Source organism: Streptomyces netropsis, assembly GCF_014203545.1.
Classification (GTDB): domain Bacteria; phylum Actinomycetota; class Actinomycetes; order Streptomycetales; family Streptomycetaceae; genus Streptomyces; species Streptomyces netropsis.
Window position 1 is genome coordinate 365,582 of the sequence record NZ_JACHJG010000006.1, and the last position, 23,228, is coordinate 388,809.

25 protein-coding genes and 2 pseudogenes are annotated in these 23,228 nt (G+C 69.9%); 13 read left to right on the top strand and 14 right to left on the bottom strand.

Going from position 1 to position 23,228, the window contains the following annotated elements; genetic code table 11:
• The first annotated feature begins 223 nt into the window (after positions 1–223).
• Entirely contained in the window at positions 224–1,849 is a 1,626-nt protein-coding gene (locus tag FHS38_RS17190; protein ID WP_184734441.1) for a phytoene desaturase family protein, read from the top strand.
• A gap of 69 nt (positions 1,850–1,918) precedes the next feature.
• Positions 1,919–2,344: a hypothetical protein gene (locus FHS38_RS17195; RefSeq protein WP_184734442.1), complete on the top strand. Its 426-nt coding sequence runs from the start codon at positions 1,919–1,921 to the stop codon at positions 2,342–2,344.
• Here the strand turns inward: FHS38_RS17195 and FHS38_RS17200 are convergent.
• Positions 2,341–3,252, bottom strand: a pseudogene (locus FHS38_RS17200) (IS5 family transposase). The gene FHS38_RS17195 and the pseudogene FHS38_RS17200 overlap by 4 nt on opposite strands.
• 36 nt (positions 3,253–3,288) lie before the next feature.
• On the opposite strand from FHS38_RS17200, the gene FHS38_RS17205 reads away from it, so the two are divergent.
• From FHS38_RS17205 to FHS38_RS17215, 3 genes are all read left to right on the top strand, one after another.
• A complete protein-coding gene (locus FHS38_RS17205; protein ID WP_184734443.1) occupies positions 3,289–3,918 on the top strand; it encodes a class I SAM-dependent methyltransferase in 630 nt (209 codons plus the stop codon).
• Between the two features lie 291 nt (positions 3,919–4,209).
• Positions 4,210–4,749 carry a GNAT family N-acetyltransferase gene (locus FHS38_RS17210; protein WP_184734444.1) on the top strand — a complete coding sequence of 180 codons (540 nt, stop codon included), beginning with the start codon at positions 4,210–4,212 and terminating at the stop codon, positions 4,747–4,749.
• 220 nt (positions 4,750–4,969) lie between these two features.
• Positions 4,970–5,239, top strand: a complete 270-nt coding sequence (locus tag FHS38_RS17215) for a hypothetical protein (protein ID WP_184734445.1) — start codon at positions 4,970–4,972, stop codon at positions 5,237–5,239.
• Positions 5,240–5,441: 202 nt separating this feature from the next.
• On the opposite strand, the gene FHS38_RS17220 is transcribed toward FHS38_RS17215, so the two are convergent.
• Entirely contained in the window at positions 5,442–7,004 is a 1,563-nt protein-coding gene (locus FHS38_RS17220) for an FAD-dependent oxidoreductase (protein ID WP_184734446.1), read from the bottom strand.
• Positions 7,005–7,148: 144 nt separating this feature from the next.
• Positions 7,149–8,078: a helix-turn-helix transcriptional regulator gene (locus FHS38_RS17225; protein ID WP_184734447.1), complete on the bottom strand. Its 930-nt coding sequence runs from the start codon at positions 8,076–8,078 to the stop codon at positions 7,149–7,151.
• 138 nt (positions 8,079–8,216) lie between these two features.
• Here FHS38_RS17225 and FHS38_RS17230 point away from each other — a divergent pair, with 138 nt between their 5' ends.
• Entirely contained in the window at positions 8,217–8,951 is a 735-nt protein-coding gene (locus FHS38_RS17230; protein ID WP_184734448.1) for an SDR family oxidoreductase, read from the top strand.
• A gap of 742 nt (positions 8,952–9,693) precedes the next feature.
• On the opposite strand, the gene FHS38_RS35400 is transcribed toward FHS38_RS17230, so the two are convergent.
• Both FHS38_RS35400 and FHS38_RS17235 read right to left on the bottom strand, forming a co-directional pair.
• Complete coding sequence (locus FHS38_RS35400; protein ID WP_260420763.1) at positions 9,694–9,825, bottom strand: hypothetical protein; 132 nt, start codon at positions 9,823–9,825, stop codon at positions 9,694–9,696.
• Between the two features lie 284 nt (positions 9,826–10,109).
• Positions 10,110–10,847 (bottom strand): dienelactone hydrolase family protein, encoded by a 738-nt coding sequence (locus tag FHS38_RS17235; RefSeq protein WP_184734449.1) that lies wholly within the window; start codon positions 10,845–10,847, stop codon positions 10,110–10,112.
• A gap of 220 nt (positions 10,848–11,067) precedes the next feature.
• Here FHS38_RS17235 and FHS38_RS17240 point away from each other — a divergent pair, with 220 nt between their 5' ends.
• Positions 11,068–11,502 carry a VOC family protein gene (locus FHS38_RS17240; RefSeq protein ID WP_184734450.1) on the top strand — a complete coding sequence of 145 codons (435 nt, stop codon included), beginning with the start codon at positions 11,068–11,070 and terminating at the stop codon, positions 11,500–11,502.
• A 127-nt stretch (positions 11,503–11,629) separates the two neighbouring features.
• Here FHS38_RS17240 and FHS38_RS17245 read toward each other — a convergent pair.
• From FHS38_RS17245 to sigJ, 3 genes and pseudogenes are all read right to left on the bottom strand, one after another.
• Positions 11,630–12,135 (bottom strand): annotated as a pseudogene (locus FHS38_RS17245) (transposase family protein); the annotation flags it as partial.
• A complete protein-coding gene (locus tag FHS38_RS17250) occupies positions 12,048–12,584 on the bottom strand; it encodes a GNAT family N-acetyltransferase (protein ID WP_229821998.1) in 537 nt (178 codons plus the stop codon). The pseudogene FHS38_RS17245 and the gene FHS38_RS17250, both read right to left, overlap by 88 nt.
• A gap of 154 nt (positions 12,585–12,738) precedes the next feature.
• Positions 12,739–13,656 carry an RNA polymerase sigma factor SigJ gene (sigJ, locus tag FHS38_RS17255; protein WP_184734451.1) on the bottom strand — a complete coding sequence of 306 codons (918 nt, stop codon included), beginning with the start codon at positions 13,654–13,656 and terminating at the stop codon, positions 12,739–12,741.
• A 102-nt stretch (positions 13,657–13,758) separates the two neighbouring features.
• Here sigJ and FHS38_RS17260 point away from each other — a divergent pair, with 102 nt between their 5' ends.
• Positions 13,759–14,127, top strand: a complete 369-nt coding sequence (locus FHS38_RS17260) for a hypothetical protein (RefSeq protein WP_184734452.1) — start codon at positions 13,759–13,761, stop codon at positions 14,125–14,127.
• Between the two features lie 178 nt (positions 14,128–14,305).
• On the opposite strand, the gene FHS38_RS17265 is transcribed toward FHS38_RS17260, so the two are convergent.
• The 3 genes from FHS38_RS17265 to FHS38_RS17275 all read right to left on the bottom strand — a co-directional run bounded on the left by FHS38_RS17265 (position 14,306) and on the right by FHS38_RS17275 (position 17,192).
• Positions 14,306–14,698 carry a class I SAM-dependent methyltransferase gene (locus tag FHS38_RS17265; RefSeq protein WP_184734453.1) on the bottom strand — a complete coding sequence of 131 codons (393 nt, stop codon included), beginning with the start codon at positions 14,696–14,698 and terminating at the stop codon, positions 14,306–14,308.
• 22 nt (positions 14,699–14,720) lie between these two features.
• Positions 14,721–14,957, bottom strand: a complete 237-nt coding sequence (locus FHS38_RS17270) for a hypothetical protein (RefSeq protein WP_184734454.1) — start codon at positions 14,955–14,957, stop codon at positions 14,721–14,723.
• 780 nt (positions 14,958–15,737) lie between these two features.
• On the bottom strand, positions 15,738–17,192 hold the full coding sequence (locus FHS38_RS17275; RefSeq protein WP_184734455.1) for a serine hydrolase domain-containing protein: 1,455 nt from the start codon (positions 17,190–17,192) through the stop codon (positions 15,738–15,740).
• A 297-nt stretch (positions 17,193–17,489) separates the two neighbouring features.
• Here FHS38_RS17275 and FHS38_RS17280 point away from each other — a divergent pair, with 297 nt between their 5' ends.
• Together FHS38_RS17280 and FHS38_RS17285 are read left to right on the top strand one after the other, a co-directional pair.
• Positions 17,490–18,311, top strand: coding sequence for a helix-turn-helix domain-containing protein (locus FHS38_RS17280; protein WP_221495076.1), 822 nt, complete (start codon positions 17,490–17,492; stop codon positions 18,309–18,311).
• 260 nt (positions 18,312–18,571) lie between these two features.
• On the top strand, positions 18,572–18,982 hold the full coding sequence (locus FHS38_RS17285; RefSeq protein ID WP_184734457.1) for a VOC family protein: 411 nt from the start codon (positions 18,572–18,574) through the stop codon (positions 18,980–18,982).
• Here the strand turns inward: FHS38_RS17285 and FHS38_RS36535 are convergent.
• Both FHS38_RS36535 and FHS38_RS17290 read right to left on the bottom strand, forming a co-directional pair.
• Positions 18,886–19,206, bottom strand: coding sequence for a hypothetical protein (locus FHS38_RS36535; RefSeq protein WP_446556750.1), 321 nt, complete (start codon positions 19,204–19,206; stop codon positions 18,886–18,888). The two genes, FHS38_RS17285 and FHS38_RS36535, sit on opposite strands and share 97 nt — an antisense overlap.
• A gap of 151 nt (positions 19,207–19,357) precedes the next feature.
• Positions 19,358–19,933: a TetR/AcrR family transcriptional regulator gene (locus FHS38_RS17290; RefSeq protein ID WP_308433504.1), complete on the bottom strand. Its 576-nt coding sequence runs from the start codon at positions 19,931–19,933 to the stop codon at positions 19,358–19,360.
• A 118-nt stretch (positions 19,934–20,051) separates the two neighbouring features.
• On the opposite strand from FHS38_RS17290, the gene FHS38_RS17295 reads away from it, so the two are divergent.
• Positions 20,052–20,978 (top strand): NmrA/HSCARG family protein, encoded by a 927-nt coding sequence (locus FHS38_RS17295; RefSeq protein ID WP_184734458.1) that lies wholly within the window; start codon positions 20,052–20,054, stop codon positions 20,976–20,978.
• On the top strand, positions 20,975–21,856 hold the full coding sequence (locus FHS38_RS17300; protein ID WP_184734459.1) for a TIGR03620 family F420-dependent LLM class oxidoreductase: 882 nt from the start codon (positions 20,975–20,977) through the stop codon (positions 21,854–21,856). The genes FHS38_RS17295 and FHS38_RS17300 overlap by 4 nt, the downstream gene beginning before the upstream one ends.
• Positions 21,857–22,206: 350 nt before the next feature.
• Here FHS38_RS17300 and FHS38_RS36090 read toward each other — a convergent pair whose 3' ends face one another.
• Complete coding sequence (locus tag FHS38_RS36090) at positions 22,207–22,440, bottom strand: hypothetical protein (RefSeq protein WP_184734460.1); 234 nt, start codon at positions 22,438–22,440, stop codon at positions 22,207–22,209.
• Between the two features lie 121 nt (positions 22,441–22,561).
• Between FHS38_RS36090 and FHS38_RS17310 the strand changes: the two genes are divergently transcribed.
• Entirely contained in the window at positions 22,562–23,044 is a 483-nt protein-coding gene (locus tag FHS38_RS17310; RefSeq protein WP_184734461.1) for a hypothetical protein, read from the top strand.
• Positions 23,045–23,228: the final 184 nt, after the last annotated feature.

Consider the following 23,228-nt stretch of genomic DNA (forward strand, 5'->3'; position numbering starts at 1 on the left):
CGACCAAATCCTAGCTGCTGCTGGGGAGTTGCACTCCATCGGGAAGACGTCAGGAGGCCGCTGCTGTTCCCGGACATCCTTTATCTGCCGTCTCAATGGGTGCGGCGGCAGCGGATGAGGGTGCGTCCGATGCTGGTGACGGCCGAAAAGCCGGGGTTCCGGATGCCCCGGCCTCGCTTCGACGGGGTCTGGCAGCGCCGATCGACGCGTGGTACGAAGAGGCATGGCGACAGCGAGGGACACACCCGAGACGATCCCGGACGCCGCCCACCGGACGGGAGCCCGCCCCCGGGCCGGGCAGGCCGTCGGGGCGTACGACGCGGTGATCGTCGGCGGTGGTCACAACGGTCTGGTCGCCGCCGCCTATCTGGCCCGCGCCGGGCGCCGTGTGATCCTCCTGGAACGCCTCGGCCGAACCGGCGGTGCGGCCGTCTCCACGCGCCTCTTCCCGGGCTTCGACGCCCGGGTCTCACGCTACGCCTATCTCGTCGGCCTGCTGCCCCGGAAGATCGTGAAGGACCTCGGGCTGCGCTTCACCGTCCGCAGGCGCGCAGTCTCCTCCTACTCCCCCGCCGTGCGTGCGGGGCGGCCCACCGGCCTCCTGGTGGAGCGTGATGCGTCCCGCACCCGCGCGTCGTTCGCCCGGCTCACGGGTTCGGACAAGGAATTCGACTCCTGGCAGCGGTTCCACGGCATGACCCGGCACGTGGCCGAGCGTGTCTTCCCCACCCTCACCGAACCGCTTCCCACCCGCGCCGAACTCCGCGGCCGTATCGACGACCCGTCCGCTTGGGAAGCCCTCTTCGAGCGACCCCTCGGAGAGGCCATCGAGGCCGCTTTCGACGACGACCTCGTGCGCGGCACGATGCTCACCGACGCTCTCGTGGGCACCTTCACACACGCCCATGACACCGCGCTGCACCAGAACCGCTGTTTCCTCTACCACGTCATCGGCGGCGGCACCGGCGACTGGAACGTCCCCGTGGGCGGGATGGGGGCACTGACCGACGCCCTCGCCGACGCGGCCCGCTCCGCCGGCACACACATCCTCACGGAGTGCGAGGCGACCCACATCGCCACGGACGGCCGGACGGCCGAGGTGACCTCCACACAGGGTGTGTTCGCGGCGCGGGACGTCCTGGTCAACGCCTCCCCGCACGAACTGGCCCGCCTCCTGGGCGAGCAGCCCCCGCCGCCGGCCGAGGGCTCCCAGCTCAAGGTCAACATGCTGCTGCGACGCCTGCCGAGACTGCGGGACACCGCCGTCGAACCACACACCGCCTTCTCGGGGACCTTCCATATCAGCGAAGGTTACGAGGAGCTGGAGACCGCCTACCGGCAGGCGTCCACCGGCCGGATCCCGTCCGCCCCGCCCTCGGAGATCTACTGCCACTCCCTCACGGACCCCTCCGTTCTCGGCACCGCACTGGCCCGCGAGGGGTACCACACCCTCACCCTCTTCGGGCTCCACACGCCGGCCCGGTTGTTCACCACCGACCATGACGCCACCCGGGAGCGACTGCTCCGGGCCACGCTGGAACAGCTCGACTCCCACCTCGCGGAGCCCCTCGCCGACTGCCTGGCCGTCGACAGCGACGGCCGCCCGTGCATCGAGGCCAAGAGCCCCCTGGATCTCGAGCGGGAACTGGGCCTACCGGGCGGCAACATCTTCCATTCCGCGCTCGAATTCCCCTACACGGACATGGGTGGCGAGGTCTCGGCGGCTGCGCGGTGGGGCGTGGAGACCGCCCATCCCAACATCCTCCTGTGTGGTTCGGGCGCGGCACGCGGCGGCCTGGTCAGCGGCATCCCCGGCCACAACGCGGCCATGGCCGCACTGGGCCACTGACGAAGCACTACGAGGGCGTGTTACGAAAGCCGTTTGGTCCGCTTGTCGGACACGCCTACCCTCTGGCCCGTGACCCAGATGAGGAGTGACGAGCTGCGCAGCTATCAGGTGGGACCAGTACACGCCGAGCTTCGCGCACTCACGGTAAGTGACGACCGTGAAGGCATGCTCGAAGGAACGCCGCACCTGCACCGCCGCTTTCGCCTGATGGGCATCGAGAAGGCGATGGCAGCGACGCCGCATTTGTATGTGCACGATCTCGACAAGCTCCGAGCCGATACGGAGGGGCGGGTCGAGGAGTGGCTGCCGCGAGAGGCGGTTCATGCTCGACTGACCTCATGGTGGAAGCCCGAGGACATCGCAGAGCCTGGGCATACGGTGCTCTCGCTGATGTGGTTCCAAACGGCTGCGCAGGATCCCTTCGCCCACCTGGCCACGATCGTGCGTCCCCTGGACTGGGCTTCGCTTGCCAGGTTCATCCCTTTTGAGGACTAGGGTCTGTCTGACAAATGATCAACCGACAGGTTCACGGAGCCACAGGATCAGAGCTGCCACGACGATTCCAGCCCGGTAGCGATCGGCGAGCTTGTCGAACCTCGTCGCGATCGCACGGAACTGCTTGAGACGGGCGAAGCATCGTTCGACCTCGTTGCGGTTGCGGTAGATGTCCTTGTCGAAGGCGGGTGGGCGACCGCCGTAGGTTCCACGTCGTCGGCGGTTGGCGATCTGGTCGTGGCGTTCGGGGATCGTGGCAACGATGCCCCGGCGCCGCAGCAGGTGGCGTATCGCCCGGCTGGAATACGCTTTGTCGCCCAGCACCCGCGCCGGTGTCGTGCGAGGTCGGCCCGTAACGGCGCGCGGGATGCGGATGCTGTCGAGGATCTGGCCGAAGGCCGTGGCATCGTTGACGTTGCCGGGCGTGAGCACAATGGACAGCGGCAGGCCCCGACCGTCGACCGCGAGGTGGACCTTGGTGGTCAGCCCGCCCCGGGACCGGCCAAGGGCCTGACGCGCTTGCGAGCGGCCCGGATCTTCCGGTTCGTCCTCGTCTGAGGCCCCTTTTTGCGGGCGCCGGCCGCATGCTGGTGGGCTCGGTTGATCGTGGAGTCGACGGAGACGGTCCACTCCACCCGGCCCACCGCGTCGTCGCGGACCTGGACGTGTTCCAGCAGCTTCGTCCAGGTCCCGTCCGCTTCCCAGCGAGCGAATCGCTCGTAGGCGGTCTGCCAAGGTCCATACCGCTCGGGCAGGTCGCGCCACGGAGCCCCGGTCCGCAGCCGCCACAACACCCCGTTGACCACCTGCCGGTGATCACGCCACGGACGGCCACGCCCATCCGCCCGCGGCAACAGGGGCTCTATTCGCTCCCACGCCGCATCCGTCAGTCCACCTCGACCTGCCACAAGCTCAATGATCAGACCGGCTATAGAGTCCCGCCTGTGGCGAATCATCAGGACGAGACCAGGGCGGCCTACGACGGAGTCGTCGAGCTGTACGCATCGCTATTTGCGGACCGGCTGGAGACACAACCGTTTGCCCGGGCCATGATCGGCACCTTCGCCGAACTGGTGCGCGCGACGGGCAACCTGCGAGCAGCTGACGTCGGGTGCGGGCCCGGACATCTGACGGCCATGCTGCACGCACTGGGCCTGAACGCCTTCGGACTCGACCTCTCCCCCGGCATGGTCGACCACGCCCGGCGGGCCCATCCGGCGCTGCGCTTCCAGGAGGCGCGGATGGAGTCCCTGCCTATCGAGGACGGCGCACTCGGCGGCGTACTGGCCCACTACTCGATGATCCACACCCCTCCGGGAGAACTCCCGGAGCTGCTCGCCGAGCAGGTACGCGTCCTGGCTCCGGGTGGTCTGCTCCTGATGTCCTTCTTCGGGACCGACGGACCGCAGCCGGTCCGGTTCGACCACAAAGTGACACCTGCCTACAGCTGGCCAGCGGACCGCCTCGCCGGACTGCTGGCCGATACCGGGCTCGTTCCCTTCGCCCGGCTGCTCCACGATCCGGGCTCCGAACGGGGCTTCCTCGACGCCCACCTGCTGGCCCGCCGTTCGTAGGTGCTGCCCGGCAATACCTGCCGGACGGTCAGAGCACCTCTGGACCGCCGGCTCGGCAGACGCTCGCTGATCCGACGCGGATTGTCAGACAGGCCCTAGGCGCGTATGGAAAACAGCCGGATCTTCTCGAACGGGCCGTCGGTGGTCTTGGCGGCGGCACGGCCCACCGGGACCTGTCCAGCGGATCCTCCGGGGCCCAGCGACGCCCTCCGGGCCCGGGGCCCTGGGAGGTGCCGATGCAGTTGCCTTATTGGTTTGCCGTCGGCGAACCCGTTCGGATAGGAAGCCTGCATGCTTAGTGGCGGCAAGGTCGGGCTCAGGGCCCGGCACGAGGACGACATCCCGATCCTGCGGGCCGAGCTCTACGACGACGTGGTCAACTCCTCGCGGGCCGAGAGCCGGCCGTGGCGGCCGATCACACCCGGCTCGAAGGACTCGCGGCTCGTGGTGGACGACAAGGAGCAAGGGCACGTCCCGTTCTCTGTAGTGGAGCTGGACGGCGGCACGCTCGGCACCGCGGTGCTGTGGGGCATCGACAACCACAACCGGTCCGCGCACATCGGCCTTGGACTGCTGCCGTCCTCTCGCGGCAAGGGCTACGGCACCGACGTGGTCGCGGTGCTGTGCCACTACGGTTTCATCGTGCGCGGCTTGCAGCGGCTGCAGATCGAGACGCTGTCCGACAACGCCGCGATGCTGCGCTCAGCCGAGCACAACGGCTTCGTCCGCGAGGGCGTGCTGCGCTCCTCGGCCTGGGTGATGGGCGAGTTTCTTGACGAGGTGCTGCTCGGGCTCCTCGTCCAGGACTGGAAGCCGGACTCGAAGGGCTAGGTCTGCCCGGAGGATCCGGTCGGAGCCATAAAAGGATCACTGCGACGGCGGCTGTTCCGTGGAAGACGTAGGCCCGCTTGTCGCACCTCGGGGCCACGGCCCGGGAGTTCAGCCGAGGTTGGGCCGCACCGACAATCCGTGCACCACGGGCTGGACGAGTCCGGTCAGGGCCGCCGTGTGGGTCCCGGCGACGAGTTCCCCGTCCTGGACCGCTCGCTCGATGCGTGCGAGCAGGCCGGCGCACGCCGAGCTCGCGGCGCTCAACTCCGCGCCGCCACCGGACCAGACGGCACGACGGGCGGACCGGGTCGACCTGATCATCGGCCAGTGCAATCACGGAACGGCCCCCTACGGAAAGTCGTTCGACGACGTCCGGCAGCGCGTCACCCGCGCCGAAGTCCACGTGCTTCCCGGCCAGGGTCACAGGGCCCACATCCAGGCACCGACAGAGCTCGGCCACCTGCTCAACGGCCTCACCACTGGCCGATGAACAACCATGCCGACGTCGTGGCCTCGTACAGCCGGATGCTGCGGTCCGCACTCGCACCACGACCGGTGCGGAGCCTTGCCGGTGCTGCCCGACGCAGCTCCCACGATGCCCGGCGGCCGGATTCCCGGGCCATCGCGGAAGACCACGAACGCAGCGGGCTGGGGGCACAGTTCGCGCCCCCCGACCCACCCGGAGCGGCGGATCAGCCCGGTGTCACCGCGCCCTCCGGCACTCCGAACCACTCCTCCAGCGCCTCCGCCAGCCCGGCCGTCGATGTCGGCGCCTGCGCCCCCGCGTCGGCCGCCCAGGCCGTGAAGCCGTCCGGACGGACGAGGACCGCCGCCAGTTCCGGGCGGGACGGGCAGCCGGCCGTCACGATGTCGACGCGGTCGGCGTACCCCGCGGCGAGGGCCCGGAGCTCCGGGTCGTCGGCGAGGTCGAGCAGCAGCGCCCGGCCGCCGTGGAGGTGGTCCGCGAGGCGGCCGCCGTCGGTGAGTTCGAGGTCCGGGGCGCTACGGCCGGTCAGCGGGTGCTCGCCCGGCAGCTCGTACCGCACCGCGGCGCCGTTGAGCCGCGCGACGAGGTACGTGGTGCCCGATACCGTCTCCGCCAGGTCGCTGACGATCTCGCGCAGGGCCCGGGACTGCGGGTCCGGGCGCATGGCCGCGACCTGGGACCGGGTCCAGTCCAGGACCCACGCGCCGACCGGGTGGCGCTCGGCGGTGTACGTGTCCAGCAGCCCCTCCGGCGCGCGGCCGCCGATCACCGCGGCGAGCTTCCAGCCGAGGTTCATCGCGTCCCCGATGCCCAGGCTCAGCCCCTGGCTGCCGAACGCGGAGTGCACGTGCGCCGCGTCGCCGGCCAGCAGTACCCGGCCCTTGCGGTAGTCGGTGACCTGGCGGGCGTGGTCGGTGAAGCGGGTCGCCGTCCGCACCTCGGTGATCGTGACGTCCACGCCGGAGACGCGGCGCAGCCGCGCCTGGAGGTCCTCGGCGGTGACCGGCGCGTCCCGGTCGGCCGGCGGGCCGTCGAACTCCACGGTGACGATGCGGCCCGGCATCGGCCCGTGGGCGTACACCCCGGTGTCCGTGGCGGTCCAACCGACCGTCAGGTCCTCGGCACCGGTCATCTCCACGACCGCCTGGTGACAGGTGACCTCCGGGTCCGTACCGGGAAATTCGAACCCCGCGAGCTTGCGGACCGTGCTGCGGCCGCCGTCACAGCCCACGAGCCAGCCGGCGCGTATCTCCCCGCCGCTCGTCCGCACGGTGACGCCCCCGTCCTCCGCGTCGAAGCCGGTCAGCTCCACTCCCCGGCGCACGTCGACGCCGAGCTCGTCCGCCCGCCCGACGAGCAGCCGCTCGATGTCCTGCTGCGCCACGAAAGCGATCTCGCCCGCGGGTCCGGCGTCACCGAGGCCCGGCTCCGTACGGTCGACCAGGTCGGCGCGCAGCATGATCCCGGCGAAGTGCCCGACGAATCCGAGCCCTTGGCCTTCGGCCCCGTCTCCCTCCCCGTCGTTCCGCTCGCGCATGAACGCCCGGAAGCGGTCCATCGTCTGCCGCTGCACCTCGGCCAGCGGGGGCAGCATGCCCCGGCGGTAGAGCGCCTCGGCGCTGGGCGTGGTGATCGCCCCGCCCTTGACCGTCGGGTTCACTTCGGTGAGGCGCTCCAGGACGGCCACCCGCGCGCCTCCGAGCCGGAGCTCGCAGGCCAGCATCAGTCCGACCGGGCCGGCTCCGGCCACCACTACGTCATAGTCCATGGCGCCCACTATGCACGAGGGTAAAAAACGCCCTTCCACCGCCCTGACCAGCCACAACAGGCCCAGGGATGTCAAGGGGCCGGCTCTGCGAAGAGGGACGGGAAGCGGGCCGTCCGCGCGCTCCTCGTCGTGGCTGATGCCTTTTCAGGAACCGACCCTGTGCGAGGAACTCATGGACTGCACGGTGCTGTTCGCGGATGACGGCGACGATGCGGCGGGGCCGCCCGTTGACGTCGAGGTGTCCATCCGGCTGCGCAGGCGCGTGGCGTGGAGGCTGCCGAGCAGGGAGAGCGCCTGGAAGCTGGGACTTCCCGGTTCTGCGTGGTAGATCACGACTTGCTGACCGGGCGCTCCGCGGACGTCGAAGGAATGGTAGGCGAGCGAAAGACTTCCGACCTTGGGGTGGATGAGTTCTTTGGCGCCGTGGGATTTTCCGTAGACCGTGTGCGCGTGCCAGAGCGTGGCGAATTCCTCGCTCGTTTCGGTAAGGGCGCTCACCAGTTCATGCAGACGCGGATAGTGCGGTTCGAGGCCGGTGGCCTGGCGCAGGCTGGAGACGACCGCCTCGGCGGCACGGTGCCACTGTGCGTAGAAGCTGCGGCCTGCCGGGGCGAGGAAGGTCATGCGGGCCAGGTTGTCCGCTGTCTCGAACGGCGAGAAGAGCGCGTCGGCCAGGCTGTTCGTGGCCAAGAGGTCCAGCGCCGGGTTGAGGACGAATGCCGGGGTGTTCGTGTACCCGCTCAGCAATTGGCCCAGCATCGGGCTGACCGTCTCTCTCGGCGGTGTCCGGTGCCCGTCCGGCAGGGTGCCCGCCAGTCGGTACAGATGCTCACGTGCCTCGCGATCCATACGCAGGGCGCCGCTGATCGCGTCGAGGACCTGTGGTGAGGGGCTCTGCTCGCGGCCTTGTTCCAAGCGGGCGTAGTAGTCGGTGTTCATGCCGGCCAGCACGGCCACCTCCTCCCGCCGCAGTCCTGCCACCCGGCGCCGGCCGTAGGAGGGCAGTCCTACGTCGCCGGGCCGCAGTCGTGCACGGTGTGCGCGGAGGAAGTCCCCGAGAGCGTTGCTGGTCATTTCGTCAGGCTAGACCCCTTCCCGGCTGTGTTCCTGGGTGCGTCGTACCCAGGAACAGCCCGCCCTGGCCTGCCCTTCCGGCGGAGCCCAGACTCCGGAGAACGAGCTGGACCCCGTTCTCTCCCAGGAGGAAGAAGCATGGAGCAGACCGCCAAGGTTGTGGCCGTCACCGGTGCGAGCAGCGGTATCGGTGAGGCGACCGCGCGCCGTCTGGCAGCGGACGGGCACCGGGTGTTTCTCGGCGCGCGCCGTACCGACCGGCTGGAGCGGCTGGTCGAGGAGATCGCCGGGGCGGGCGGCACCGCCGCCTTCCGAAGGCTGGACGTCACCGACGCGGCGGACACGCGCGCGTTCATCAATGCGGCGGCTTCCGCGTACGGGCGGGTCGACGCCGTGGTGAACAACGCGGGTCTGATGCCTCTTTCGCCGCTGGAAGCGCTCAGGACCGAGGAGTGGGACCGCATGATCGACGTGAACGTGCGGGGAGTCCTGCACGGTATCGCCGCCGCCCTGCCCCTGATGCGCGCACAGGGCGGCGGGCACTTCGTGAACATCGCCTCCGTCGGCGCGTACGAGGTCTCACCCACCGCTGCTGTCTACTGCGCCACCAAGTTCGCCGTCCGCGCGATCTCCGAAGGACTGCGCCAGGAGTCCGCCGGGGACATCCGGGTCACCCTCGTCTCCCCGGGCGTGACCGAGTCCGAACTCGCTGACAGCATCTCCGACCCGGAGGCCAGGGAGGCGATGAAGACCTACCGCGCCGTCGCGCTGCCCGCCTCGGCCATCGCGGAGGCCATTGCGTACGCCCTTTCCCAGCCTCCGCAGGTCGACGTGAACGAAATCGTCGTCCGTCCCGCAGCGAGCGCCCAGTGACCCGTCCCGGAAGCGCAGGAGCCGGTGTGCCGCCCGCTGCCGCCGACCACGGACGGGCGTCATCACCGGCGCGTGCGGGTCAGCCCCGGCGGACGGTCCTCTGACGGTCGACGGTGCGGTCCGGGGGCGGCTCGCCGGGCACGGCGTGCTGTGGCGCCGTGCCCGGCAAAGCCGGGTTCACGCGGGGAAGACGTGGTCTCCCCAGGCGATGGTGACCTTCGCCGGGCCGGTGTTGTTCACGTCGGCGGAGATCAGCGTGGCCCTGCCGGCGTCGAAGTAGCCGTCGCCCCCTTGGCCGCCGTGGCCACCCTGGTCGCCGGCACCGCCACCACCGCCACCACCAGCGGAGCTCCAGCCGAAGCCTGTGCCGGAGCCGCCACCACCACCGCCACCGCCGCATCCCGCGCTGCCGGACGTGCCGTCGGACGCGCGGCCCGGTCCACTGCCGTTTGCACCGCCGTGGCCGCCCGCACCGCCGTCACCGCCGGATCCTCCGTTGCCGCCCCAGCCACCACTGTTGTCGCCGTCCGAGGTCTTGGGTGACCCTCCCGAACCGCCCTGCCGACCGCTTCCGGCGCTGCCGTCATTGCCTGAGCCGTCGCCTTCGGCACCGCCGGATCCGGCTCAGGTGAGGTCTGCTCCCCCGCCGCCCGTGACCTCCGCCGCTGCCTCCGGACGTCGAGGCTCCGGCCGAATGCGTCGACGACGGTCAGCCGGACAGTTCGAACTGTCCGGCCCGGATCTACTGGAAGCCGGAGGGAAGCCGGTCCTTGAACGGCTCGGGGAGCTCACCGGGGTCGGGCAGGTGGCTGAAGGCGTCCCCGACGTCCTCGCAGCACAAGGACGCGAACGCGCCCGCATCCGCAGTGTGCAACCGAAGCGCGCCCCCACTCCCGAGACCGGTCACCGGTTCGATCGTCACGCCGCCCCCGCCCCCTGACACTGCCGCAGTACATGCGTACACCTCGCCCCGGCGGCCGGAATGGCCCGCCGCAGGTCGCGGTGATCACGGTAGGGGCTCTGTCGCGGTAAATCCGGCATTCACTGCGGCAGTTGCGAACGCGTTTCTGCGATCGAGCATCCGCCCGAATGCGCTTCTGCTGTGCGGACTTGAGGGGAGGGGACTGTCAGTGCCCGGCGCCAGCATGCTTACCTGGGTCATGCCCCCAGGTCCTCCGTCACGGGCAGGCACTCGGCGAGCAGGTCGACGACGTCGCGCCAGGCTCGCTGCGCGTGCCGTGGGTGGTAGCCGACGCCGGGGACCACGGGGTGGTCGACCGGCGGGTGGTGGAAGGCGTGCAAGGCGCCGCCGTAGACCGCGAGGCGCCAGTCGACGCCCGCGGCCTGCATCTCAGCGGTGAACGCGTTTCGTTGCGCGGGCGGCATGATCGGGTCTTCCGACCCGACCCCGGCCCACACCGGGCAGCGAATGCGCGCCGCCTCGCCCGGTCGGCCCGTGGTCAGTGCGTTGACTGTCCCGATCGCGCGCAGGCTGACGCCGTCGCGCCCGAGCTCCAGCCCTACGGCGCCCCCGGTGCCGTAGCCGACGGCGGCGATCCGGTCGGGGTCGGTCCGCGGTTCGGTGCGCAACACGTCGAGCGCCGCATGGCCGATGCCCCGCATCCGGTCGGGATCAGCGAGCAGCGGCAGGCAACGGGCCAGCATCTCCTCGGGTTCACCCAAATAGCGCCCGCCGTGAAGGTCGAAGGCCAGCGCTATATATCCCAGTTCGGCGAGAGCGTCGGCCCGGCGGCGCTCGACGTCGCTGAGCCCCATGCCCTCTGGTCCGAGCAGCACCGCGGGCCGGCGGTCGACACCGGCCGGGAGCGCGAGGTGCCCGATCATCGTCAAACCGTCGGCCGGGTACTCGACCGTACGCGTCGTAATCGTCGTCATGAGACTGGACTGTAGTGATCGTCGAGCCCGGTCCGGCTGGTGTTCTGCCGCCGGCAGAACAGCGCGGGTATCCCTCTGAAATACGGCGAGGGCTCACGAGAACCGTCACAAACCCCGTCCCCACGGCAGCGCTATCGGATCACCTGCCCAGGCCACGGTGTTGGAGGCTGACCCTCGCAGCAGCAGCTCCGAGGCATCGTCTCCCTGTTATGGTGCGCCGATGTCATCGATCAAGCAGTTCCAAGTCACCTTTGACTGCGCAGAACCTGAGCGCCTCGCTCGTTTCTGGTGCCAGGTGTTGGGGTACGTCGTGTCGCCGGTGCCGAAGGGGTTCGACACGTGGGACGACTACCATCGCTCGCTGCCGCCTGAGCATCAGGTGCAATGGTTCTCCTGCGTTGATCCCTCAGGTGTGGGCCCGCGGCTGCTCTTCCAGCGCGTTCCCGAAGGCAAGGTCGTCAAGAATCGGGTGCATCTGTGCGTGCGGGCCGGCACCGGGCTCGTGGGTGAGGAGCGCCTCGCCACGCTCCAGGCCGAGTGCGCACGACTGGTCGCGCTCGGCGCGGTACACGTGCGAACCATGCTTGCCGATGACACGAACGAGTCGTGCATCGTGATGCAGGACATCGAGGGCAACGAGTTCTGTCTCGACTGAGCATCCTCCGAGCCGGCGAGGTGGGGAGCCGTCTTCCTCGGGCCTCTCGTGGAGGTGGTCTCGCGTGGGGCGGAAGCTATCCCGTGAGGACAAGGTTGCGCAGTCGGGCGATGCCGAGCATCGCCGTGATGCCGGTGTCCCGGTAGCCGCCGTCCGTGATGACCGTGGTCCGGCCGACGGCGGCCTTCGCACCGGACAGTTCCCGCGCCTTGCAGTCGTTGCGGTTGCCGGGCAGCGGCCGGCCGCTGCCCGGCAACGCGTCGGGTGTCGGCGTCGATGACGACCTGGTGGTTGGTCGAGTACCGGTAGTTCTTCGACTGCTCGGCAACCGTGTGATCCCGCGTGGGGACCAGGGTGCCGTCGACGATCAGCACGGCGTCCTTGCGAAACCGGATGCGGGGCCGGAGCGCGAGCGACGGCCCGAGGAGGTCGATGATGCGGTCGACCGACCGACTGCGACACCCCGAACAGCGGGGTGAGCTGCCGCATCGTCAAGTTCGTACGCCAGTAGGCCGCTACTAGCGGTGTATCGGAAGTGGATCTCATCAGGTGTCGAGTGGAAGTTCCAGCAGTTCCTCTGGAGGCTGGAAACCGGACCGCTGATAGAGCGGGGTGCTGCGCTCTGACGGCCAGACGATCAAACCCTCGAGGCCAGCGCTGCGTGAATGCTGCTTCAGCGCATCAAGGAGCGCCGAGCCAGCTCCTTTGTTCCGTTGTGACGGCATGACGAAGAAGTTCGTGACATAGCCGACCGGGTTGTTGTCCTCGTAGGGCTCCGGCATCCGCTCCACCAGACAGAGGTAGACGTGACCGCAGATTTCGCCTCCGGTCTCCGTGACCCAGGCCAACCAGCGGCCATCGCTGAGCCGGTCGCGGATCCAGTGCTCGGCTTCTTCCAGGTGCCGAGCAGGAGCGGGCGATTGCCCTTCGTAGTCCTCCTGCTTGAACGTCCAACGCAGTTCGGCCAAGGTCCGGGCATCGGCGGGCCGGGCCGGACGCACAATGAAATCTGCGGTCATGGGCGCGAGCTTCGCTCCTGCAGCACGGTGAGGCAAACCGATTTCCGCGCCGATCACAGCCATTCGTCGATGGTCGCGACGAGGACGGTCGCCTCGTAACGGACCGCGAGCTTGTCGTACCTCGTGGCCTCCGCCCGGTTTCTCTCTGGGATCGTGCACCGGATGCCACGCCGACGCAGACAGGCGCGGCCGCCCGGCCTGATCCGCCGGACAGGCTCTAGCCCTCCCGTGCCCACAGTCGCAGCTTCTCGGGGTTGCGGACCGCCCAGATCCGGGTGACGCGCCCGTCGGACACGTCGAACGAGGCTACGGTCATGACGACGCCGGCACGCTGGGCCACCAGGCCCGGCACACCGTTGACCGACCGCTCCAGGAGTTCCAGCCCCGGAGCCTTGTCGGCAATGGCGACCATGTACTGGGCGATGCGCGCGCCGCCTTCAACCGGGCGCAGGACGGTACCGACCATGCCGCCGCCGTCGGCGGTCATCACGGCGGCCGGGTTGAGGAGACGGACGAGGGCTGCGATGTCCTTGGTCTCCCATGCTTCTTTGACGTGCTTCACCACGTCGGCCTGGCCGGTCGCCGTCACCGGAGCGTGCGCGACGCTCGCCCGCCGCCGGGCGGAGGATGCCAGTTGCTTGCAGGCCGCAGGGGTCCGGCCGAGAACGTCGGCGATCTCGGCGAACGGGTACCGGAAGACGTCGTGCAGGACGAACGCCACCCGCTCGGCGGGCGTCATCGACTCCAGGACGACGAGGAAGGCCATGGCCACCGACTCATCCAGGATCATCTGGTCGGCGGGGTCTGCAAGGCCGGTGGGGTCGGCACCACCCGCGCGGTCCCACTCGGTGCGGTCGGGCAGCGGCTCGGGCAGCCACGCGCCGACATAGCGTTCACGGCGGGCCCGCGCCGAGCCGAGCAGGTCCAGGCAGATGCGGCTGGTCACCGTCGTCAGCCAGGCGCCCGGGGACAGGATCTCCTCCTGCCGGCTGCGCGGCAGCGCGCACCAGCGTGCGTAGGCATCCTGTACGGCGTCCTCGGCCTCGGTCAACGAACCGAGCAACCGATAGGCAACATTGATCAGTTGGCGTCGCTCGCCGGCTGTCTCATCTGCGCTGGACCCGACAGTCCCCATGCTTCCGGCCGCCCCCTCGCCTTACCTTTCGCAGGCCCGCGTCGTCGGGCTGGTGAGACCTTATCGATCTACTGCCCGAGGGCGGGAAATGGGGACTGTGACATGGCCACCAAGGTGACAGCGAACACGCAGCGCAGTTCCTCGTTCCTGCACATCGCGATCGCCCTGCAGACCCTGACCATCTTCCTTCAGGCGGTCTCCGCCGGACTGCTGCTGACCGCGTCCTACGGAGAGACGCTGCACAGCGTCGGAGCCCGTGTGATGTACGGGGCGTCGATGCTGTACGTGCTCGCGGCGGTGCTGGCATGGAAGCCGGGCGGCGGCTCGCCCCGGCCTGTCTGGCACGCGTCAGGATTCCTCGTACTCGCCTCGGTCCAGGTCGTGCTCGGCGTCGCGCACGTCCCGTCGGTCCATCTCCCCCTGGGGGTGCTGATGTTCGGTCTGAGCGTGCTGGCGCTGGCCCGGCGCTGAGGTCCGACACGGGGCCCGCCGGGATCAGCGCAGGCCGCTTCTTGCAGCGATCATCTGATCGTTGGTCTGGGTGTCTCGTCGCCTGATGCCTCGTGGGCACGGGCCGAGCCGTTGCTTCACCGTGCAGCCGATTCGCCCAGATCATCGCCGCCCGCGCGGCATGGGCCGCCCAGCCAAGTCATGCGGGCAGTGGACGGCGCTGCGCGCCTTGCTCGCCGTGGAGCCCACCACCGACGGCGGCGCCCGCACCCTCATGGCGGTGAGTGCGCAGGCAACTCCGCGGTGCCGCGACAGCTCGTCGGCCCGACGGGCCGGGGTGGCAAAGCCGGGCGCGGGCGGCGCGGAGCATCGAGGGCGCCGGGTCGATGCCGACGAGGACGCTGCCGGGGAACGCGCTGCGGGCCCGGCGCAGGAGGGAACCGGTGCCGCAGCCGATGTCGAGCACGTGCGACGGGTTCGGCGCCACGGACGCGGAGTAGTGGTGCAGCAACGCCCGCTGGACGGGGTGGAAGTAGCGCTTCTGGAGCGGGCTGCTGTCGTAGGTGGCGGCCCACGACTCGAACTGCGTCACGTCCCGCTGGCCTCGGCGCCGGTCACCGCGTCGCTTCTCCGCTCAGAGGGCGGCCGGCGTCGGCGGTGATCGCGCGCAGGGCCGTCAGAGGTGGGAGGCCAGGCCGGGGAGCGGTGTTGAGGTGCAGGTGGCAGGTGGGCGGGGAGGGGATCAGCGGACGCAGCCGCGCGGGCGGGGTGCGGGTGAGGCCGGTGGTGTGGCCGCCGGTGCGGTGGGCCAGGCGCTGGACCTGTGACCAGGAGGTGTAGCGGGTGATCACAGCGAGGGGCCCGGTGGGCGGTTCCTCGGGTCCGCCGGGCGGAATGGCGCCCGGGTCACAGCCGGGCAGGGTTCCGGTACCGTGAGAAACGTGAAGGGCCCCCGCCCAGGACCGGGAATCCGTAGGCGGGAACCCGAACAGCCGAAAGCCGAGGACTTTGGCCTGAGCCTCATATGACGGGGCTCAGGTCATCCCTTGAGCCACCTACCCAACATCCGTGCCCCGCGGACCAGAAGGTCCTCGACACGCTGCCGGACCGATGGCTTCGGCTTCCTGCGACGCCCCATGGGCGCCTCCCCTCAGACCGGCCGCCGAGATCCCGGCCAGCGGCCTTTCCTCAGGTTCGGGCCGGGCCCCGAGGGGCGGGGTCCGGAGACGATCCATGAGGGGAGGCGCACCGCAGTGCGCGCCCAGCCACTACTGCCCCAACTCCCCATCCATGCCCGTGTTCTGGGAACTCGGTCATGTCGGGACGCCTACTCCGGTAAGCGATGACGCGGTCTTGCTCCAGGTGCGTCTTCGTCGCCCAGGCCGCCGGCTCCGGACACACGGTGAACCGGCCGGAATCGGGGGCGAAGCCGACGGCGGCGACGTGCCGGGCGAGGTCGGGGCGATGGCCGCCCACCGGTCCCGCGGGCCGGCGCCGGCGGTCGGAAGCTCCCAGGCCCGCTCGGTGACCGGCGCGTCGATCGCGGCATCCAGGCCCACCGGCTCCCGCCCGTCGCGCCGCACCGTACGGACCGGCCGCGACTTCTGCTTCGCCGCCCACGCGGAGAGCCCTTATGCGGTCTTGGGGCCGCAGCGCATGCCGATGCAGACGCACCCCGTGCCGTCCCGCAGCGTGGAGAAGATCACGGGCATGTAGTCCTCGCTGAACGCCGCGCCCACCCCCGTACCGGCGAAGACCGTCTCCGTCACCGGTATCAGGTCGATCTGAAGGGGCTCGGAGAAGTCCTTCATGCCGTCGACGAACTCGTACACCATGTGCCCCGCACCGTCCCGCTCGGTCACGGTGATGACCACACCCTCGCGCCGGTACGTGCCCACGAGCGGCGCGAAGTCGACCACGGGCGGCTGGGCCGGCGGGGCGAAGGCCGCCGGCATCGTCACCCCGGCGAGCTCGGCGAGGAGTTCGCGGTAGAGCACCGCGTACAGCTCGCGCGCACCGCCGCCGTTGGTGAGCAGCGCGACCGCGACGCCCGCCGAGGGGACGACGCGCAGATAGCCGTACTGGCCGATGGAGGCGCCGTCGTGACCGTAGCCCTGGACTCCGTTCCAGTCGTACAGCGTCCAGCCGAGGCCCCAGCCGTCCGCGCTGACCGACCACTTGTCAGGGGAGTCGACGACCCGGCGCTGCATCAGCGCGACGGTCTCCTCGGAGAGCACCCGGGTCCCGTCCTCCGCCACTCCGCCCGCGAGGTGCATCCGCGCGAGCCGCGCGAGGTCCCCGGCCGTCGCGATGACCCGGCCGTACGGGCCCGCCGAGCGCGGCATCAGGTCCCAGGACGGAGCCGGGTCCGGGTCCTGGCCCGGCTCGCCCAGGTGGCTCATCGCCGCGCGGAACCGCAGCGCCTCCTCGGGCAGCGTCATGGTGTGGTCAAGGCCGAGCGGGGTGAAGAGCAGGTCCTTCAGCGCCTCGTCCCAGACCTTGCCGGTCACCACCTCGATGATGCGGCCGAGCACGTTGTACCCGATGCTGCTGTACGAGAGCGCCTCGCCGGGCGGGCAGTCGAGCGCCACGCCCTTCGCGGCCTCGACGTACTTGGCGAGGCAGTCGTCGCCGCGCCCGCTGTCATAGGTGAAGTCGCAGGTGAGGCCGCTCGTGTGGCTGAGCAGCCGGCGCGTGGTGATCGCCCTGGTCACCTCGGGGTCGGCGACCGAGAACTCCGGCAGTACGTCCACGACCGGTGCGTCCAGGTCCAGTTGGCCCGAATCGGCGAGCTGCATGATCAGGGTGGCGGTGTAGACCTTGGCTATCGAGCCCATCTGGAAGACCGAGTCGGTCGTCGCCTCCACGCCCGTTCCACGGTGCAGTACGCCACTGGCCAGCTCGTGGACGGTCCCGTCGACGAGAACCGCCAGCGACGCGGCCGGGACGTGGTGCTTGGCGCGCAGCTCGTCGAGGCGGGCCTGCCAGTGGGCAAGGTCCAGCTTCCGGCCCGCCGAGTCCCGGGTCCCCCACTCGCCCTTGGCGTCCCGGTTGCTTTGCTCGTCCCAGCTCACGTTCTTCGACATGCCCGCTCCCGCCCGATGTGTACAACGTTCCCTCGTTGCGAACACTGTACGCACGAGAGAACGCTGTACGCAAGGTACGTAGAGCGTGCGCCACGGGAGACGCGGCGGGACGAGCAGTGCTTCAGGAACTGCCGGTCGGCCTGGATGGGTTGTCGTGGTCTGGTGTCCGGGCCTTGTCCGGGCAGTTTGGCCGGTTCGCGGATTGCGACCCCGGCCGACGCCGGGAACCATTCCGGCATGCTGGGGACAGGCTTACAACGGCGAAGCGCACGTGACGCGGAGCGGTTCACCGATCGCATGCGCCGGCTCAAGGACCGTTCGGGTCTGACCTACCGGGAGTTGGAACAGCGGGCGCAGGACCGCGGCGAGATCCTCGCCCGCAGCACCCTCTCGGACGTACTCCAGGGCCACTCCCTGCCACGGCCGGAACTGCTCGTCGCGTTCCTCCATGCCTGTGGGGTGGACGACGAACGCGAGATCGCGGCGTGGCTGGAGACCCGCAGCCGCATCGAGGACGGGCCGGGCAGGTCATGGCGCTTCCGCCTCAGGCCGGTGGCCGCCGCCGTGGCCGTGATCGCCGCCCTCCTGCTGGCGGCGGGTGCGTGGACGCTGCTGTCCGGTGACGAGAACGGGACACGTGCGCCGGCGGCCTCGGCGGTACGTGGCTGGGTGGAGATCCGCCCGGCGCGCACCCCGAATCTCTGCCTGACGGAGGGCCGCGACCGCAGTGGCGCGTACCCGAACGCGATCGCCGCGCAGCGCCCCTGCGGGGAGGCGAGACCGCCGCACACGTACCTCAAGCGGGTGCACGACGGCGCCGACGCCCCGTACTACATCGAATGGCACCACCCCAAACACGGAAAGGGCTGCCTCACCATCCGCCGGAGCGCCCCGGCGAAGGGCATGCTCGAACCCTGGGACGCGTGCAGCCGTTCCAACAAGGACCAGCACTTCCGCGTGGAGCCTGTGGGTGCCACGACGCGCTACCGCCTGCGCCCGGCGGGCACGGGCCGGTGCGTGGGCATCGCCGCCGAGGACACCGCCCCGGAAGCGAATGCCATCGAAAAGCGGTGCACCGACGGCTCGGACCAGCAATTCCTGATCGAGAATGTGGCCTGACGAGGCGCTAGGCGATACGTCCGCCGCTGCGGCGCCGACTGCCGACGGTATGTTGCGCCACGTGACGGCGTAGTGGTGCCCGTCGCTTGACTCCCCAGTGGCGACCGAGCGCCCCAGCAGCCGGTTCGCGACCGCCTGCGAGGTGGGCCCGGTAGCCCTCGAAGCCGTCGTTCGGAAAGATTTCTCCGTCCATCCGTCACGTTCTCCCGTCGGGGGCCGTCAGTGAAGTGACGCAGACCGACAGATGGAAGGACAACACGATGCTGACAAACATCATGTACGTGACGCTCCATGTCACTGATCAGGAGCGCGCGCTGAGGTTCTACACGGAACGGCTCGGCCTGGAGAAGCGCGTCGATTACCCGGGTCCTGACGGACGCTTCCTCACGATAGGCGTCCCCGGCAGCCCGCTTGAGATCATCCTTTTGCCGCACGCTGCGGCCTCAGGCGAGCCGGTCGAGCGGCAGCAGGGCACCACGCCCGGTCCGCTCTTCCTCGAATCGGACGACCTGCGGGCAGACTTCAAGGTGCTCCGCGACCGCGGCGTGACCTTCGACCAGCCCGAACCGGAGGACTACGGGTTCGGGGTCCGCATCGAGGCAGTGGATCCGGACGGCAACCGGATCGCGCTGCGCCAGCGCGCGGCCTGGCAGAGCCGTGGCGATGGCTGACCGTTCGTAGGCCCGGGGTGGCCGGCGCCGTCCGGCGCCGGCCACCCCGGGATCGAAACGATGACTGCGATGAACGCGACGGTGTTGCGGCCGGTGTGACAGGTGTCGGCGACCGCTCCGGAACGTGAGCGGCACGGTGATCCGGGCTGGGCCGAGCAGCGCGGGGCACCGGGGGCGCTCAACGTCGTCCGCGTCGCTTCCGTATGCGGTTTGAGGGCCGTCATGAACCCGGATGCTGTCACGAACCATTTCAGGAACGTGCCCCGTTCCCACTCTTGAGTGAGGAGCAGTTGTGACAGGGGATCAGCGTCCGGACCACGCGCGTGGACCGTTTCCGATCTTGCTCCGGGCAAGGACCGTTCGTGAGAGCCCGGGTCAGCGCGCGCGGACGCCGTCGATGGCGATCGCAAGCAGGAGGTCGGCCTCAGCCGGGCCGTCGATGTCCTGCTCTGTGGCCAGCGCGATGGCGCCGACGAGTTTCAGCAGCTGGGTGATGGTCAGCTCGGGGCGCACGGCGTCTGCCGCTCGGGCGCGTGCAAGGAGGGCGTCTCCAGCATTGGTGATCATGTCGTGGCAGGTCTCGCCCAGTGTCAGGTCTGCGTCACGCATCAGGGACGCCCCCAGTCCCCGGTTGGCCACGGCGTGTGTGCCTACGGCGCGAAGCCAGGTGGACAGGGCCTGGCCCGGGTCGGGTTCGGCGAGCAGATCTCCGGCCTTCGCGCACAGAGCTTCCACTCGGTCCTTGAAGACCGCCTCCAGGAGTGCCTGGCGGGAGGGGAAGTGGCGGTGCAGGGTGGCCGAGCCGACTCCGGCGCGGCGGGCGACCTCCTCCAGGGAGGCGTCGGCGCCCTGCTCGGCGATCAGGGCCCCGGCGGCGGCCACGATCTTTTCGGCGTTGCGGCGGGCGTCGGCGCGCATCGTCCGGCGCGGCGGGGCGGCGTCCTTGGGCACAGGCACTCCTGACTGCTTGAAAAGTGGGGTGGCCCTCCATATCGTAGCGAACGAGAAACGGAGGGCCACCCCACTTACGGGATGGCTCCCCTTCCGCACGGGCACGATGGAGAAGAACATGAACCTGACGCACAAGACCGTCGTGGTGGCGGGAGCGACCGGCCTGCAGGGCAGGGCCGTGACGCATCACCTGCTCCGGGACGGCTGGCAGGTGCGCGCACTGACACGCGACCCGCACGGGGCGCAGGCCACAGCGCTGGGGCAGGCCGGGGCACAGGTCGTGCGGGCGCAGATGGAGGACGTCGACTCACTGACCGCCGCGGCCAAGGGCGCTTGGGGCCTGTTCAGCGTCCAGCCCACCGTCGGCTCGCCCGCCACCGCGCCGGACTTCAGCGCCGAGGACGAGGTGCGCTGGGGCGTGAACGTCGCCGAGGCCGCGCACGCCGCAGGCATCGGGCACTTCGTCTTCACGTCGGTCGCCGAAGCGGACCGACACCTTGACGAGAAGCTGCCGGTGAACCTGGTCAGCAAGTGGCGGATCGAGCAGCACATCGCCGCGCTCGGCCTGCCCACGACGATCCTCAGGCCGGTGTCCTTCATGGAGAACTTCACCGGCGGATATGCGCTGCGGAACGGGAATCTGTCCACCGGGCTCGCGCCGGAGGTCCCCCAGCAGATCATGGCCGTCGACGATGTCGGCGCCGTGGCCGCGCTGGCGTTCTCCCGGCCGAAGGAGTGGATCGGCAGGGAAGTCTCCCTGGCCGGCGACGAACTCACGCCGGTTCAGATCGCCGCGGCCGTCGGGAAGGCACTCGGCATACCGCTGCCCTACGTTCAGGTCCCGATCGACGCGATCCGGGCCCTGAGCGAAGACTTCGCCTACGCCAACGAGTGGCTCAACGCTGACGGCTACCGAGCCGACATTTCCGCCACCCGGAAGATCCACCCCGCCGCGATGGACTTCGGCACCTGGCTGGAGCGGACCGGCGCGTCCCAGATCGCCGCGTTCCTGGACTCCACGGGCACCGCAGGGCAGGACGCGTGAGCGCCCGCACCCCCGACCTCGGACGCATCGGGATCTGGGCGGGGGACTTCGACCGTCTCTCCGCACCCGGGGTCCGTAAGGCCGCCGCCGTGATCGAGGACCTCGGATACGGCACCTTGTGGTTCCCCGAGATCACGGGACGGGAGGCCATGGCGCAGGCCGCGATGCTCCTGTCGGCCACCCGGCACATCACCGTGGCCGCGGGCATGACCGATATCTACGCCCGCGACCCGGTCACGGCCGCCGCCGGGCAGCGCACCTTGGAGGAGGCGTTCCCCGGACGGTTCCTGCTCGGCCTGTGGGACAGCCATCCCAGCCTGGCCGAGGACATCCGCGGTCACCGCTTCGGGCCGCCCCTGGCCACCATGCGCTCCTACCTCGACGCGCTGGACACCGCCCCGTTCGGGCCGCCCGACACGGCTGCCTCACCCCACCGCGTACTCGCCGCCCTGGATCACGGCATGCTCGCCCTCGCCGCCGAACGTGCCCGGGGCGCAACGGTGCTGGGCATGCCCATCGAGTACACCCGCACCGCCCGGACCGTTCTCGGGGACGACGGCCTGTTGGCCGTCACCCAGCTGTGCGTGCTCACCCACGACCGCGCCGACACCGCCGACCTGGCCCGCACCACGGCCGCGGCCGCCCTGCCGAACCGTCGCGAACTGCTGCGAGGACTTGGACACGAGAACCCGGACGCGCTCGACGACCGGCTGGTCGACGCACTAGTGGCCCACGGTCGTGCCGAGGACATCGCCCAGCGCGTCCAAGAGCACTTCGACGCCGGAGCCGACCATGTCAGCCTTCACCTCATGACCACCACACCCGATCCCCCGTCCGTACGACAGTGGGAGCAACTCGCCATGCACCTGCCTGTCTGACCGGGCACACCCGCACAGGAACCCTGGCCGGCTTCCTCGACTACGCGGCCTGAGCCGACTCACGGCCGTGGGCCATCGCCACCCCTTCCACGCCGGTGCCAGGATCCGCCTTCAGGCACGTGCCTGTCGCCATCCTTACCGGCCGCATCTGCGCCTATGAGTCCGCGTAGTGCGGCCGTATGCCTCCGGCGACACCTCGGCGGGCACCCCGAGGTCGCGCACCGTGGCGACGTACGCGTCACGCAGCCGCTTGAAGCAGGCGTCCAAGTAGCTTCGTTGTCGTACCGGATGTACGCCTCGACCGGGCACATGTCGCAGCCGAGCTCCACCCACTCCTTGTCGAGCTTCGCTCAGGACAGTTCGACGCGGGAGAGGCCGACCAGCCGGGAGCCGGGCAACTTCGCGTTGAGCACCGGCTGCTTGATGTGGTCGGCGCGCCGAGTCCGACCACGCAGCCGTTCGCGCCAGCGGCGAAGGCCACGTGAGACGTCGATGCCGACCAAGTCTGGCGCCGCGAACCACACACCAGGAGCAGGCGAGCGCTGCCGCATCGCATCCCCCACGTCGGGCCGGATCGGATGCATGGCCAGATACCGTCCTACGTGACGGGTTGGCCGGTTTTAAAGCCATGATGTTGCCAGGGAGTTAACACAGGGACATGATCACTCCTCGTATCAACCTGATCACTCATCCAGGAGCCGAGAAGTGATACGCAGAACCGCTCTCCGCGCCCTCACCACCGTCGCCGTGACCGCGGCCCTCGCCCTGCCCCTCACCCAGGGAGCCCAGGCAGCCACCCCGGACACGACCGCCCCGGGCACTGCTGCCACGATCAACACAGACGACAACAACCCCTTCCGCTGGATGGAACTGGACGGCCTGCGGGCCGACTTCCAGTTCATGTGCCCCGCGGGCCACTGTGTGGGTTTCTGGTCCCTGGTCCTGACGGACAACGTCGCGCAGCAGAAGTTCGAGGGCCACAAGTTCTTCGTCTACGCCCCGGCCACCGGCGAGTTCAGCTTCTTCCTCGACACGGACATCGCCGTGCGCACGGTCGACCACCCCAGCCAGGTCCGCCTGGTCGACACCGAGTTCATGCGCTCCCACCCGCGCGTCGAGGTCCGCTACGGCGACCCCGACCACCCGGGCCGGGCCCGCGTCGTCGCCTCGGCGACGACCCTGATGTAGCGAGCCACCGGCCCCGCCCGACCGGGCGACCGAGTCGCGCCCAGCCCGCCCGGCGGCCACCACGGTCATGACCGACAACGGCCGCGCCGCCACCGCCATCTCCCGCATTCATTGCATCTCCTTCCGCCTCGCGGCGGCAGCCTTCCTGCCGCTGGCGCAGCGACGCGGGACACCGCGGCCAAGG

Bases quoted from the DNA above. Each gene is read 5' to 3' on its own strand.
- FHS38_RS17190 (WP_184734441.1), top strand. From the start codon at position 224: ATGGCGACAGCGAGGGACACACCCGAGACGATCCCGGACGCCGCCCAC.
- FHS38_RS17210 (WP_184734444.1), top strand. From the start codon at position 4,210: ATGCTTAGTGGCGGCAAGGTCGGGCTCAGGGCCCGGCACGAGGACGAC.
- FHS38_RS17215 (WP_184734445.1), top strand. From the start codon at position 4,970: ATGCGTGCGAGCAGGCCGGCGCACGCCGAGCTCGCGGCGCTCAACTCC.
- FHS38_RS17220 (WP_184734446.1), bottom strand. From the start codon at position 7,004: ATGGACTATGACGTAGTGGTGGCCGGAGCCGGCCCGGTCGGACTGATG.
- FHS38_RS17225 (WP_184734447.1), bottom strand. From the start codon at position 8,078: ATGACCAGCAACGCTCTCGGGGACTTCCTCCGCGCACACCGTGCACGA.
- FHS38_RS17230 (WP_184734448.1), top strand. From the start codon at position 8,217: ATGGAGCAGACCGCCAAGGTTGTGGCCGTCACCGGTGCGAGCAGCGGT.
- FHS38_RS17235 (WP_184734449.1), bottom strand. From the start codon at position 10,847: ATGACGACGATTACGACGCGTACGGTCGAGTACCCGGCCGACGGTTTG.
- FHS38_RS17240 (WP_184734450.1), top strand. From the start codon at position 11,068: ATGTCATCGATCAAGCAGTTCCAAGTCACCTTTGACTGCGCAGAACCT.
- FHS38_RS17250 (WP_229821998.1), bottom strand. From the start codon at position 12,584: ATGGCTGTGATCGGCGCGGAAATCGGTTTGCCTCACCGTGCTGCAGGA.
- sigJ (WP_184734451.1), bottom strand. From the start codon at position 13,656: ATGGGGACTGTCGGGTCCAGCGCAGATGAGACAGCCGGCGAGCGACGC.
- FHS38_RS17260 (WP_184734452.1), top strand. From the start codon at position 13,759: ATGGCCACCAAGGTGACAGCGAACACGCAGCGCAGTTCCTCGTTCCTG.
- FHS38_RS17275 (WP_184734455.1), bottom strand. From the start codon at position 17,192: ATGTCGAAGAACGTGAGCTGGGACGAGCAAAGCAACCGGGACGCCAAG.
- FHS38_RS17280 (WP_221495076.1), top strand. From the start codon at position 17,490: ATGCGCCGGCTCAAGGACCGTTCGGGTCTGACCTACCGGGAGTTGGAA.
- FHS38_RS17285 (WP_184734457.1), top strand. From the start codon at position 18,572: ATGCTGACAAACATCATGTACGTGACGCTCCATGTCACTGATCAGGAG.
- FHS38_RS36535 (WP_446556750.1), bottom strand. From the start codon at position 19,206: ATGACGGCCCTCAAACCGCATACGGAAGCGACGCGGACGACGTTGAGC.
- FHS38_RS17295 (WP_184734458.1), top strand. From the start codon at position 20,052: ATGAACCTGACGCACAAGACCGTCGTGGTGGCGGGAGCGACCGGCCTG.
- FHS38_RS36090 (WP_184734460.1), bottom strand. From the start codon at position 22,440: ATGCATCCGATCCGGCCCGACGTGGGGGATGCGATGCGGCAGCGCTCG.